Annotated in this window: 11 protein-coding genes; 5 read left to right on the forward strand and 6 right to left on the reverse strand. The window is 66.1% G+C overall.

The genetic code is table 11. The features are described 5' to 3' along the window. The first annotated feature begins 125 nt into the window (after positions 1 to 125). Together aroC and ACQR1Y_RS24975 are read left to right on the forward strand one after the other, a co-directional pair. Positions 126 to 1,211, forward strand: coding sequence for a chorismate synthase (gene aroC, locus ACQR1Y_RS24970; protein ID WP_434856905.1), 1,086 nt, complete (start codon positions 126 to 128; stop codon positions 1,209 to 1,211). 70 nt (positions 1,212 to 1,281) lie between these two features. Beyond that, a complete protein-coding gene (locus ACQR1Y_RS24975) occupies positions 1,282 to 2,505 on the forward strand; it encodes an adenylate/guanylate cyclase domain-containing protein (RefSeq protein ID WP_434856904.1) in 1,224 nt (407 codons plus the stop codon). On the opposite strand, the gene clpS is transcribed toward ACQR1Y_RS24975, so the two are convergent. Further along, a complete protein-coding gene (gene clpS / locus ACQR1Y_RS24980) occupies positions 2,469 to 2,774 on the reverse strand; it encodes an ATP-dependent Clp protease adapter ClpS (protein WP_434856903.1) in 306 nt (101 codons plus the stop codon). The genes ACQR1Y_RS24975 and clpS overlap by 37 nt on opposite strands. Positions 2,775 to 3,000: 226 nt before the next feature. On the opposite strand from clpS, the gene ACQR1Y_RS24985 reads away from it, so the two are divergent. Then, positions 3,001 to 3,852 (forward strand): DUF1194 domain-containing protein, encoded by an 852-nt coding sequence (locus ACQR1Y_RS24985; protein WP_434856902.1) that lies wholly within the window; start codon positions 3,001 to 3,003, stop codon positions 3,850 to 3,852. Between the two features lie 22 nt (positions 3,853 to 3,874). On the opposite strand, the gene ACQR1Y_RS24990 is transcribed toward ACQR1Y_RS24985, so the two are convergent. Beyond that, positions 3,875 to 4,879, reverse strand: coding sequence for a nucleotidyltransferase domain-containing protein (locus tag ACQR1Y_RS24990; RefSeq protein ID WP_434878723.1), 1,005 nt, complete (start codon positions 4,877 to 4,879; stop codon positions 3,875 to 3,877). Positions 4,880 to 4,988: 109 nt separating this feature from the next. On the opposite strand from ACQR1Y_RS24990, the gene ACQR1Y_RS24995 reads away from it, so the two are divergent. Further along, the gene (locus ACQR1Y_RS24995; RefSeq protein WP_434878804.1) at positions 4,989 to 5,480 is read left to right on the forward strand and encodes a septal ring lytic transglycosylase RlpA family protein; all 492 of its coding nucleotides are present in this window, start codon (positions 4,989 to 4,991) and stop codon (positions 5,478 to 5,480) included. Positions 5,481 to 5,690: 210 nt separating this feature from the next. On the opposite strand, the gene ACQR1Y_RS25000 is transcribed toward ACQR1Y_RS24995, so the two are convergent. From ACQR1Y_RS25000 to ACQR1Y_RS25010, 3 genes are all read right to left on the reverse strand, one after another. Further along, positions 5,691 to 6,926 (reverse strand): class I SAM-dependent RNA methyltransferase, encoded by a 1,236-nt coding sequence (locus tag ACQR1Y_RS25000; protein ID WP_434878722.1) that lies wholly within the window; start codon positions 6,924 to 6,926, stop codon positions 5,691 to 5,693. Further along, positions 6,919 to 7,656: a TlyA family RNA methyltransferase gene (locus ACQR1Y_RS25005; protein WP_434878721.1), complete on the reverse strand. Its 738-nt coding sequence runs from the start codon at positions 7,654 to 7,656 to the stop codon at positions 6,919 to 6,921. The genes ACQR1Y_RS25000 and ACQR1Y_RS25005 overlap by 8 nt, the downstream gene beginning before the upstream one ends. Before the next feature lie 357 nt (positions 7,657 to 8,013). Further along, positions 8,014 to 8,571 carry a nucleoside 2-deoxyribosyltransferase gene (locus ACQR1Y_RS25010; RefSeq protein ID WP_434878720.1) on the reverse strand — a complete coding sequence of 186 codons (558 nt, stop codon included), beginning with the start codon at positions 8,569 to 8,571 and terminating at the stop codon, positions 8,014 to 8,016. Between the two features lie 62 nt (positions 8,572 to 8,633). Between ACQR1Y_RS25010 and ACQR1Y_RS25015 the strand changes: the two genes are divergently transcribed. Then, complete coding sequence (locus ACQR1Y_RS25015; RefSeq protein WP_434878719.1) at positions 8,634 to 9,386, forward strand: hypothetical protein; 753 nt, start codon at positions 8,634 to 8,636, stop codon at positions 9,384 to 9,386. 101 nt (positions 9,387 to 9,487) lie between these two features. On the opposite strand, the gene dxs is transcribed toward ACQR1Y_RS25015, so the two are convergent. Continuing rightward, positions 9,488 to 11,413, reverse strand: a complete 1,926-nt coding sequence (dxs, locus tag ACQR1Y_RS25020; protein WP_434835187.1) for a 1-deoxy-D-xylulose-5-phosphate synthase — start codon at positions 11,411 to 11,413, stop codon at positions 9,488 to 9,490. Between the last annotated feature and the right edge of the window lie 929 nt (positions 11,414 to 12,342).

Raw genomic sequence — 12,342 nt, forward strand, 5'->3', positions numbered from 1 at the left:
TTCGATGCTATCGCATCGCCCCGGAATGACGCAGGACTGTCTGGTTTGACCCCCTGCGCCTGCCGAGATACCACGTTGGCCATCAACATCCGCGTTAACAGTTCATCTTCGGCGGCTCGCAGCTCATGTCCTTCAACACCTTCGGCCACATGTTCCGCGTCACCACCTTCGGCGAGAGCCATGGCGTGGCCATCGGCTGCGTGGTCGATGGCTGCCCGCCGCGGATTCCGCTGGAGGCCGCCGAGATCCAGACCGATCTCGACCGCCGCCGCCCGGGCCAGTCGCGCTTCACCACCCAGCGCCAGGAACCGGACCAGGTGAAGATCCTGTCTGGCGTGATGGCCGATCCCGACACGGGCGCGCAGGTCACCACGGGCACGCCGGTCGCGCTGTTGATCGAGAATACCGACCAGCGCTCCAAGGACTATTCCGAGATCAAGGACAAGTTTCGCCCGGGCCATGCCGACTTCACCTATGAGGCGAAGTACGGCCTGCGCGACTATCGCGGCGGCGGCCGTTCCTCGGCGCGCGAGACCGCCACGCGCGTTGCGGCCGGCGCCATCGCGCGCAAGATCATCGCCGGCGTCAAGGTCCGCGGCGCGCTGGTGCAGATGGGGCCGCACAAGATCAACCGTGACAATTGGGACTGGGACGAGATCGCGCGCAATCCGTTCTTCTGCCCGGACAAGGACAAGGCGGCGTTCTTCGAGGACTATCTCGACGGTATCCGAAAGTCAGGCTCGTCGATCGGCGCGGTGCTGGAGATCACCGCCGAGGGCGTGCCGGCCGGGCTCGGCGCGCCGCTCTACGGCAAGCTCGATGCCGATCTCGCCGCGGCGATGATGAGCATCAACGCGGTCAAGGGCGTCGAGATCGGCGCCGGCTTCGCGGCTGCCGAACTCACCGGCGAGGAGAATGCCGACGAGATGCGCTCGGCCAATGACGGCACGCGGTTCCTGTCCAACCATGCCGGCGGCATCCTCGGCGGCATCGCCACCGGACAGCCGATCGTGGTGCGCTTCGCGGTCAAGCCGACCTCGTCGATCCTGACCCCGCGCCAGACCGTCGACCGCGCCGGCCACGAGACGGAGATCCTGACCAAGGGCCGTCACGACCCCTGCGTCGGCATCCGCGCCGTGCCGGTGGGCGAGGCGATGATGGCCTGCGTGCTCGCCGACCACCTGCTGCGCCATCGCGGCCAGGTCGGGTAGCGGCTCGAGCCGGTCGCAATTTGTCGCTGCGCCTGTTTGCTGTTGTCACACGGCTCGCCTAAGCTGAGCCATGGACTATTCGAAGCTGCAGGACATCCGGGAATGGCTGGTCGACGGCGCGCGCTCCACGGCGACGCCGAGCGAGATGATGGACCAGTTCTGCACGCGGCTGGTGGACCTCGGCATTCCCTTGTGGCGGGTCGGTGTGTTCGTCCGCACCCTGCATCCCGACATCGCCGGCCGGAGCTTCATCTGGCGTCCGGGGGCGGAGGTCGAGATGGGCACCGTCGCGTTCGGTTTCGAAAGCAGCCCGACTTATCTCAACAGTCCGCTGGCGCTCGTGTTCGAGAACGGGGTCGAGTTCAGGGCCGATCCCCGTGATCCGCAAGCTGAGCGTTTCCCGATCCTGATGGATCTGCGCGCCGAAGGGGTCACCGACTATGTCAGCCTGCCGCTGACCTTCATCGACCGGGCGATCCATGCAGCGAGCTGGACCACCAGGGATCCTGACGGTTTCGCCGAGGAGCATCTCGGCGCCATCCGGTCGCTGATCCCGGCCTTGGCGCGCTACACCGAGATCGTCACGCTGCGCCGGACCGCCTCCATGCTGCTCGACACCTATGTCGGCAACAGCGCCGGCGAGCTCATCCTCGGCGGCCAGATCCGCCGCGGTCACACCGATACGCTGGATGCGGCGATCTGGCTGTCGGACCTGCGCGGCTTCACGGCGCTGTCGGACCGGCTGCCGGCCGAGGACGTCGTCGAGATACTCAACCGCTATTTCGACTGCCAGGTCGAGCCGATCCGGGAGCAGGGCGGCGAGGTGCTGAAGTTCATGGGCGACGGCCTGCTCGCCGTGTTCCCGATCCGCAAGCAGGGCGGCGATCCGACGGAGGTCTGCACCCGGGTGCTCGAGGCGGCCCGTACTGCGCGCCAGCGCGTCGACGCCCTGGAATATCGCACGGCTGAGGCCGCCGAACACTTCCGCTTTGGCGTGGCGCTGCATGTCGGCCCGCTGCTCTATGGCAATATTGGCGGCGGCAACCGGCTCGACTTCACCTGCATCGGCCCCGCCGTCAATCTCGCGGCGCGCCTGGAGAAGATCGCGGCAAGGCTGAAGCGCACGGTGGTCGCCTCCGAGGCCTTTGCCGGCGCCAGTCCCGCGCCCAAGTCCGATCTCTGGACCGATCTCGGCGAATTCCCGATCGCGGGCTTCTCGACCGAACAACGCGTGTTCGGGTTGCGCGAAGAAGATGCTCAGGTCTCGGGCTCGGTGGTGAACAGCAGCGGATAGCCCTTGGCGCGGCCGGCATCGGTGGCACGGGTCGCCTTGGTCTCGGCGACGTCCCGGGTGAACACGGCAACCACGCAGACGCCGAGCTTATGCGCCGTGATCATGACCTTGTAGGCCTGGTCCTCGGTCATGCGGAATTCGGCCTTCAGGATCATCACCACGAAATCGCGCGGCGTGAAGTCGTCGTTGACGAGGATGACCTTGTAGAGCCGCGGACGCTCGGTCTTGGTGCGCGTTCTCGTCTTCGGCTTGGTGACGGCATCGTTCATGGACGGTCGCGCCTGTGTTCCTGATGCGGCAGTGCCGCCACAATACAGCCTCCCGCCGTTCCGGGAAACCACGGGCCGCAGGGTCTTTGGGCGAAGGGCGCACGCCGCTTGGCTAACATCCGGGCAACTCCGGGGACTAACCGGAATGTGAATGGATGCACGCGTTCGCGCTTTGCGCGACGCGGATTGCATGTCACCATCATGTCACGCGATTGGAGGGCAGCTCATGCGCTGGTGGATCTCGATCGGTGTGGCGTGTCTGGCGGGCGCGTTGGCGAGCGGCGATGTCGCCACTGTCGCGGCGGCACCGGGCGGCAAGTCCGCTCAGCAACTGAGCGAGAAGGAAGCCTCCGTCGACGTCGAGCTGATCCTGGCCGTCGACGTCTCCTACTCGATGGACCTCGACGAGCTCGCGATCCAGCGTGAAGGCTACGCCCAGGCGCTGAGCTCCCGCGAGTTCCTGCAAGCGCTGAAGAACGGCGTGCACGGCCGCATTGCCGTCACCTATTTCGAATGGGCCGCCTCGAGCGACCAGAAGATCATCATTCCCTGGCGGCTGATCGACGGACCGGAAACCGCCGATGCCGTCGCCGCCGAGATCATGAAGACGCCGATCCGGCGCGCGTCGCGCACCTCGATCTCTGGGGCGATCTACTTCGCGATGCCGATGTTCGACGACAATCCGTATCGTGGCCTGCGCCGCGTCATCGACATCTCCGGCGACGGTCCCAACAACAACGGTCCGCCGGTCACGATCGCCCGTGACGAGGCGGTCAACAAGGGTATCACCATCAACGGCCTGCCGATCATGGTCAAGGAGCCATCCTACTCGACGATGGATATCGAGAACCTCGATCTCTACTACAAGGATTGCGTCACCGGCGGCCGCGGCTCGTTCGTGGTCACGATCAAGAGCCGCGACGAGTTCAAGGACGCCATCCGCACCAAGCTCTTGATGGAGGTCGCCGGCCGCCAGCCGCCGCCGCGCATCGTTCCCATCGCCGACGACCCCAAGGAGCAGCCGCGCGTCTCCTGCCTGATCGGCGAGAAGATCTGGCAGGATCGCTGGGGACGGTGAGCGGCTCCCGCAGGTCGCGCCGTCAGTCCGGCGCGTCCCGGGGCGTGAGCCTCATCAGGTCGGTTTCGAGCGCGCGTAGGCCGTCGATCGCGGCGCTCAGGGCGCCGCTGCCGATCGCCTGCCAGATCAGCTCCACACGCGCCATCAGATCAGTCACCGTCAGAGGCAGCGTCGCGGCTTCCGCGAGCGCGGCTTTTTCATTGATCAGATAGCGCGCATTGCGGGCAAACAGCACCTGGGCGGCGCAGGCGAGCGCACGATAGGCGCATCCGGCGACATGGGTGCGATCGCCGCGCGCGACGGCCAGTGCCGCATTGTCGATGCTGAAGCCGATCTCCCATTGGAAGCGCCCAATGATCGCGGCGGCCAGACGGGACGGATAGGGCGTGCAGCGTGTCTTCAGCACGGCCAACCGTCGCGACGGGTCGTGCAGCACGCGGCACAGCGCGACCTCGCCCATCCAGATCGCCGACACGAAGCCATGCGGATGGCCGGGCTGATAGTCGATCTCGATCCGTCCGTTCCGGCAGTCGTCGATGACCCGATCGACCGCGTCGATCGGCCGATACAGCAGGTCGACCTTCACTCCGTCGATCTGGAGCCAGCCGCCGCCGACGATCCATGGCCCCCAGCCGCCGACCTCCGTCAGCTCGACCGGCCGGGATTGGCCAACGAGGCGCCGCACGGCCGTGCGCAGGGCGGTGACATCGAGCGCCGCGCCGGGGGCGATGTACAGCCCGATGTCGTAGTCGGAGCCGGCGCCTGCCGTGCCGCGTGCGCGCGAGCCGCCAAGCGCGATGGCGCCCAGACCCGGCACAGCGGCCAGTGCGTCGACGATCCGTGTGAGCAACGGCTCCTGCATGCGCGCCTCCGGTCCTGAAGGTAGCTCGATATTGTGTGGACAACGCCGCAAGCACTCCACCACAGCTCGCCTGTGGCTGTTGGGCCACAGCCAGGCAAAAACCAGGAGTTGCAGATCGCCAAAGCTCTCCTTGCCACCGTGCCGCCGCGATTGGGCCGCGACCATGACCGGGTAAGGCGGAGGCGCACAGAACATGCGTATCAACGACCGGACAGAAGGTCCTGGCAAGCACGACAGGCGCGATGCAGCGCTTCGGGGCAGCCGCGCGGAGTACATGCGCCTGTGGGCGCGGCTCGCGTTCGTATCTGCGGCGGCGGCGTCCCTCGCCGCCTGCGCGCAGTCGCCGGCGGTGCGGCAGGCCCGCTTCGCTGCGCCGGCCAGGCAGGCCGCCGTCGAACTCCCGCGCCCGGCGGAACGGGCGGAGACCGCGCCGGCCTCGGTGGTTCGGGTCCGGCATGCCGAGCCCGCTTCGTCGCCGGAACGCACGGCGTCGTCGGGTCTCGCCAGCTATTATTCGGAGGGCCGCAAGACTGCGAGCGGCGAGCGCTTCGATCCCTCCGAGCTCACGGCCGCGCATCGCAGCCTGCCGTTCGGCACGCGTCTCCAGGTCACCAACGTCAAGACCGGCCGCTCGGTGGTGGTGCGCGTCAACGATCGCGGCCCTTTCGTGCACGGGCGCGTGGTCGACGTGTCCTACTCGGCCGCCCAGGCGCTCGGCATGATCAACACGGGTGTCGCGCCGGTGAAGGTGAGTGTGGTGAGGTAGCCGTTCGCAGGCGGTGGCCAGCGCGGTCAGAACAGAAAAAGATCTGCGGGTTGGCGATCACGTTGGCCGATGGATGGCTCAGCTCTGGCGATGAGCCGAGTTCTCCATCACGAGCGACGCTGCGCTCCCTCTCCCCGTTCTTCACGGGGAGAGGGAGCGCAGCGTGCGCGACGAGGCACCTCTGTCGCTCAACTAATGATGATATCCGCCTCACCGCACCAGCTTCGCCACCAGCTCCACATGCGGCGTATGTCTGAACTGGTCGACCGGCACCACCGTCTCCAGCCTGTAGCCGCCGTCGATCAGCATCCGCACATCCCGCGCGAACGTCGTGACGTTGCAGGACACCGCGACGATCACCGGCACCTTGCTTGATGCAAGCTGCTTCGCCTGGGCCTGCGCGCCCTGGCGTGGCGGATCGAATACGACGGCGTCGATATCGCGCAATTCGGGCGGCATCAGCGGGCGGCGGAACAGGTCGCGCGCCTCGGCCTTGATCGGCTTCAGGCCGGGCGTGCCGGCGGCCTTCTGCAGCGCTGCGATCGAGCCGGCGTCATTGTCCATCGCGATGACGCGCGCGCGCGCGGCGATCCGCAGCGCGAACGGGCCGACGCCGCAGAACAGGTCGGCGACATGCTTGGTCTTGCCGATGCGCTCCAGCACCAGCTGCGCCAGCGTCTCCTCGCCCTGTACGGTGGCCTGCAGGAACGAGCCGGGCGGCAGGGTCACCTGCGTCGTGCCCATCGTCACCACAGGCGGATTGCGCATCAGCACCAGCTCGCCATGGCGCGTGAGCCGCGCCAGCCGGTGCTTCTCCGCGATGAGCGACAGCGACGCGATGCGCGGCGGCGGCAGTGGCCCGGAGCCGCGGATGTCGACGTCGAGGCCATTGATCGTCGCGGTCGCCTGGATGTCGAGCGGCTTGCCCGTGGGCTTCAGCGCCTCCGCGAGCGCCCATGCCGCTTCCAGCGCGCCGTCGAGCGCCGGATCGAGGATGGGGCAGCGGTCGATCGGGACGATCTCGTGGCTGTTTGCCGCCGAGAAGCCGACCCGGAGAATGTCGTGGGTGCCCATGCGCGCGTGAAACGTCGCGCGCCGCCGGCCGGCGCCGTGCGCGTCGATGAGATCGGCGACCTCGCAATCGACCTTGGCCGCGCGCAAGGTCTCGACGACGATGTTGCGCTTCCATTGCCGGTAGGGCTCCGGCGCCCAGTGCTGGATGGCACAGCCGCCGCACACGCCGAAATGCGCGCAGAACGGGGCGATCCGGTCGGCGCTCTCTGTCTCCACCGCCAGCAGCTTGCGGCGGTCCGGATGGCCGGCAATGGCGGCAGCCTCCACCGTCTCGCCGGCCAGCGTGTACGGCACGTACAGCGCCTCGCCCGATGACAGCGACACGCCGTCGCCGCGATGGCCGACATGGTCGATGACGAGACGCTCAACCATGGCGGCGCGCTCCCAGGAAGAATTCGGCGTTGCCGTCGCCGCCCTTGATGGAGGATGGGAAGATCTCGATGTCGCTGCAGCCGAGCGAGGCCGCGTACGCGGCGATGTCGTCGCACACGGTTTGATGCACGCCGGCATCCTTGATGATGCCGCCTTTGCCGTGCGCGCCCTTGGCCTCGAATTGCGGCTTGATCAGTGCCAGCAGGCTCATCGGCGATGCCGCGAGCGTCAGCGCCACCGGCAGCACGGCCTTCAGCGAGATGAAGCTGCAATCGATCACGACCACGTCCGGACGCTGCGGCAGCCGCTTGCCCTCGTAGCTGCGGATGTCGGTCTGCTCCATCGAGACGATCTTCGGATGGTTGCGCAGCGACGGATGCAGCTGGTCGCGGCCGACATCGATCGCGAACACGACCGCCGCGCCATTGGCGAGCAGCACCTCGGTGAATCCGCCGGTGGAGGCGCCGACATCGAGGCAGACATGGTCCTCGACCTCGATGCCATAATGCTCCAGCGCCGCCGCCAGTTTGACGCCGCCGCGCGACACCCAGGGATGCGCCGGCTCGGCCTGAACGACGGCATCGATCGGAACGGTCTCGGACGCTTTCACCACCTGCTTGTCATTGGCAAACACCAGCCCCGCCTCGATCGCCGCCTGCGCCCGCGCGCGGCTCTCGAACAGGCCGCGTTCGACCAGGAGGATGTCAGCGCGTTTGCGGGCAGGGGGCATTTGTCTGATCGATGGTCATGAGTTGTGAAGGCGGCGCGTCAAATTCAGTGTCGTCCCGGGCAAGCTCCAATGCGCATCGCGCGTGGGAAGCGCCGATCCGGGATTCATAACCACAGGACGTAGTTCGTAGGAAGCTGGCAACTACGCATGTGCTCAACACGACGTCCTGTGGTTATGGGTCCCGGCTGAGGGTGCCGCAAGATCGTGCCACACAACGAGCCTCGTAGGGTGGGCAAAGGCGCGTGCACCGCTCTCGCAACAAGCTCGTATCGCAATCGACGCGCCGTGCCCACCATGTTGACCGAGGCTGCGGATGGATGGTGGGCACGCGTCGCCGTCGGCGCCGCTTTGCCTACCCTACGACTCCGCGCCCAGCCGCTGGGCGGCCAGCCTCACGCATTCCTCGAACGCCGTGAGATCATGCCAGACATCCGCCGGCCGGTCGCGCGGCAGCACCAGCGGATGGCCGTGCAGATCGAGGGCATGGATCATCATCAGATTGTCGGGCAGGCCGAAATCCTCCACCGTCAGGCCTTCGGCATCGACCAGCCGGCCGTCCTGCTTCGTGATCGTCGAGAAGCGTCCGACCCGCTCGGAATAGAGGCCCGGGTCATTGCAGTAGCCGAAACACAGCTTGCCGCGGCCGGCCATGTAGCCGAGTTCATAGACCGTGCCGGCATCGGCGCCGGGGCCGCGGAACGGCGTGAGATTGGCGATGATGGCATCGGACATGTCCATCATCGCCTCGTTGCCGCGAAAGATCGCGAGCGAGGCGTCGGCGGCGTGTAGATCGACGGTATTGTCCATCGGGTAAAGCCCGGCGAGGCCGTGGCTTTCACAGATGCTGACCTTCCGTCGGCCGATCGCGATCGGGTCGGACAGAAAAACCTCCGGTCCTGCGAGGTAAATCTTCATTTCGCGTCCAGCTCAGGTTAGTATCGCGGCGTATCGTGAAAGCTTGCAGTCCGAGGTCGTCGATGACCGGATTCACTTCTGCAGAACGGCTTTCGATCTATACCCATCTGCGCACGTTCGAAAGCGACTTTGACAAGTCGCAGAGTCAGATCCGCTCGATCTGCTCGGCCTGGACAGCGGCCGTGCTCGGCGCCATCGGGCTGATTACCGTCAACGCCTTCACGCCGCCGCCCGCCGTCGATATCACGAGCCGTGCCGAGCATCTCGCCTATCTGCGCGCGCTCGTCTGCATGATCGGCAGCGCAGGCGTTTTCGCGTTCTGGTTCATCGACCAGCGGGTGTATCAGCGGCTGCTGCATTCGGCCTTTGCTTACGGGCTGTTCCTGGAGCTCAAGCACCCGGATCTTCCCCAACTGCGTTCGAGCCTGTTCATAGCCAATCTCGATATCACCAGCGGCCTGTCATGGTTCTACCGCATGCAGTTCTGGATCATGCTGGCGATCTCGGCCGTTTTCGTGCTGCAGCCGTTCTCGATCGATCTTGGACCGGTCCCGCGGGGCATCAAGACGCTGACGGAAATTCACCTGCTCGCGGTCATCGTCGGCGAGGTCACGAGCAGAGCCTGGCCATCTCTGCGCAAGATCATCCAGGATCTCTATCCGGATCTCTGGGCTGTGCTGCCCGCGCGGAAGCCACCATGGTGGCGGGAGCATGTCTGGCCGCTTCCGTCTCCGGATGACGATGAGGAGCGGCGGGCGCGCTGGAAGCAGCGAGTAGCTTCGATGCCGGCGCCACCAGCGCCGGCTGTCGTCTAGCGCATCAGGTGCGCGATCGAAGCGTTCACAAGGCCATCAAGCTGAAGTCCCGGCCCGAAGCCTGCGGGCTTGGGGACTTCAGATGGGAGTGCAAGCTCGCCTCAGGCGAGCTTGACGACCTCGGCGGTGTAGTCCTTGCCGAGCACCTCGAACACCTTGCGGACGATGCCCTTGGCGTCGAGGCCGGCGCGGGCGTACATCGCCGCCGGCGTGTCGTGGTCCTGGAACTCGTCGGGCAGCACCATCGTGCGCATCTTCAGGCCGCCGTCGAGCATGCCCTGGTCGGCCAGGTACTGCATCACGTGCGAGCCGAAGCCGCCGATCGAGCCTTCCTCGATCGTGATCAGGATGTCGTGCTCGCGGGCGAGCTTCAGCACCAGCTCCTCGTCGAGCGGCTTCATGAAGCGCGCATCGGCGATCGAGGCGGACAGACCGTGCGCAGCGAGCTCATCGGCCGCCTTCTCGCACTCGGCGAGACGGGTGCCGAACGAGAGCAGGGCGATCTGCTTGCCCTGGCGGATCATGCGGCCCTTGCCGATCGGCAGGGCGACGCCGACTTCCGGCATCTCGACGCCGCGGCCTTCGCCGCGCGGATAGCGCACCGAGCTCGGACGGTCGTCGATCGCGACCTGCGTCGCCACCATGTGCACCAGCTCGGCCTCGTCGGACGCGGCCATGATGACCATGTTCGGCAGGCAGCCGAGATAGGCGTTGTCGAACGAGCCGGCATGAGTGGCGCCGTCGGCGCCGACCAGTCCGGCGCGGTCGATGGCGAAGCGGACCGGGAGCGACTGGATGCAGACGTCGTGGACGATCTGGTCATAGCCGCGCTGCAGGAAGGTCGAGTAGATCGCGCAGAACGGCTTGTAGCCCTCGGCGGCGAGGCCCGCGGCGAAGGTGACCGCGTGCTGCTCGGCAATGCCGACGTCGAAGGTGCGCTTCGGGAACGCCTTGGCGAAGATGTCGATGCCGGTGCCCGAGGGCATCGCGGCGGTGATGCCGACGACCTTGTCGTCCTTCTCGGCTTCCTTGACCAGGCTCTGGCCGAACACGTTCTGATAGGCCGGCGCGTTCGGCTTGGCCTTGGCCTGGGTGCCGGTTGCGATGTCGAACTTGGCGACCGCGTGATATTTGTCGGCGGCGGCTTCCGCCGGCGAGTAGCCCTTGCCCTTCTGGGTCACGACGTGGACCAGGATCGGGCCGGTCTCCATGTCGCGGACGTTCTTCAGGACCGGCAGAAGATGGTCGAGGTTATGACCGTCGATCGGGCCGACATAATAGAAGCCGAGCTCCTCGAACAGCGTGCCGCCGTCCATCATGAAGCCGCGGGAATATTCCTCGACGCGGCTGGCGCGGTTGGCGATCACCTTCGGCAGATGCTGGCCGAGCTGCTTCGCCGCATCGCGCAGCGTGCGGTAGGTCTTGCCCGAGTACAGGCGCGACAGATAGGCCGACATCGCGCCGACCGGCGGGGCGATCGACATGTCGTTGTCGTTGAGGATCACGATCAGGCGCGAGTTCATCGCGCCGGCATTGTTCATGGCTTCATAGGCCATGCCGGCGGACATCGCGCCGTCGCCGATCACGGCGATGACGTTGTTCTTGCCGCCCGAAAGGTCGCGGGCGACCGCCATGCCGAGGCCGGCGGAGATCGAGGTCGAAGAGTGCGCGGCGCCGAACGGATCGTAGTCGCTCTCGGCGCGCTTGGTGAAGCCGGAGAGGCCGCCGCCGGTGCGCAAGGTGCGGATGCGGTCGCGGCGCCCGGTCAGGATCTTGTGCGGATAGGCCTGGTGGCCGACGTCCCAGATCAGACGGTCGCGCGGCGTGTCGAACACGTAATGGATGGCCGTGGTCAGCTCGACCACGCCGAGACCCGCGCCAAAATGGCCGCCGGTCACCGAGACCGCGTCGATGGTCTCCTGGCGCAGTTCGTCGGCGACCTGCCGGACCTGCTCGACCTTCAGCCGGCGCAGATCTTCCGGAGTCTTGATGGTGTCGAGAAGCGGCGTTTTACTAAATGTGGTCACGGTGACATTCCAATTTTGCAGGTCGGGTTCAAGGGCCGACGTCTGAGAGGTTCATCGTAACGGGCGGCGAAACCTGGGGTCTCGAAGATTACATCCGCGCGGATCGAGGCCGCCGACCGGACACTAGCCGGCTTTTGGATCGATCTCAGTGATGTAAGTCACTCTTGGTTGCCTTGCCGTCCTCGTTTGTCGCCCAAGATCGCCAAGTCGTTCAGCCAAGTCAGTTTTGCTAGCTTTTGCAAATGCTTAGTTCCATCCCTCTGAAGGGAAAGAGCATTTCCAAAAACCCGCAGTTCCGAGAAGCTTTACACCAAAGCGCGTCTTAAAGCCAACCCGGCGCAAGATGGCAAGCCCGCAAACGGTACCTTCGCGCGACAACACAACCGCAGCGACAGGCGGTTTGTTCCATCGGGCTGCTCAAATCGGCAGCAGAAGCGTCTCCGGGATAAACCGGAGAAGTGCCCACGGTCCAGCCTTTTTCCTGCAGTGCGGGACGGGCTGTCCTGACGATCGCGCGTGCGGCCGCAGGCGGAGCCATGCGCTGGCGGATGGGGACCGGTCCGCAAGCGATCATGAAGACGTCATACGCCTGCGGTGTTTCATTGATCCATCGTCACCGAAACGTAAAAGAACCGCGAGCGTAACACCTTGCGGTTCTGGCGCCTGACGCTCGCGGATCGAACGCCGGACCCTGTCGCCCCTCTACTGTCTGCCCAGACCACCCCCGGCGGAACGGTGCTGCTGGGGCCGTGACCGAGAACAGGGCGCTCGACCGTTGGGCCTAACTTCGCGCGTTAGCGTTAATGGAAGAGATGCCCCACGCCCGCCGGCGACGATTGGGTTCGAGCCGCCTGCATCGCGTTTCGGCTGATCTGCACGATCGGGAGGCGGCACGTGCCCGAACTGCATCGCCGCGGCCTGCGCTACGA

It is taken from the genome of Bradyrhizobium sp. HKCCYLRH3099 (assembly GCF_051167855.1).
Taxonomy (GTDB): Bacteria; Pseudomonadota; Alphaproteobacteria; order Rhizobiales; family Xanthobacteraceae; genus Bradyrhizobium.

Coding starts and splice junctions, on each gene's coding strand:
- aroC (WP_434856905.1), top strand. CDS start 126: ATGTCCTTCAACACCTTCGGCCACATGTTCCGCGTCACCACCTTCGGC.
- ACQR1Y_RS24975 (WP_434856904.1), top strand. CDS start 1,282: ATGGACTATTCGAAGCTGCAGGACATCCGGGAATGGCTGGTCGACGGC.
- clpS (WP_434856903.1), bottom strand. CDS start 2,774: ATGAACGATGCCGTCACCAAGCCGAAGACGAGAACGCGCACCAAGACC.
- ACQR1Y_RS24985 (WP_434856902.1), top strand. CDS start 3,001: ATGCGCTGGTGGATCTCGATCGGTGTGGCGTGTCTGGCGGGCGCGTTG.
- ACQR1Y_RS24990 (WP_434878723.1), bottom strand. CDS start 4,879: ATGGTCGCGGCCCAATCGCGGCGGCACGGTGGCAAGGAGAGCTTTGGC.
- ACQR1Y_RS24995 (WP_434878804.1), top strand. CDS start 4,989: ATGCGCCTGTGGGCGCGGCTCGCGTTCGTATCTGCGGCGGCGGCGTCC.
- ACQR1Y_RS25000 (WP_434878722.1), bottom strand. CDS start 6,926: ATGGTTGAGCGTCTCGTCATCGACCATGTCGGCCATCGCGGCGACGGC.
- ACQR1Y_RS25005 (WP_434878721.1), bottom strand. CDS start 7,656: ATGCCCCCTGCCCGCAAACGCGCTGACATCCTCCTGGTCGAACGCGGC.
- ACQR1Y_RS25010 (WP_434878720.1), bottom strand. CDS start 8,571: ATGAAGATTTACCTCGCAGGACCGGAGGTTTTTCTGTCCGACCCGATC.
- ACQR1Y_RS25015 (WP_434878719.1), top strand. CDS start 8,634: ATGACCGGATTCACTTCTGCAGAACGGCTTTCGATCTATACCCATCTG.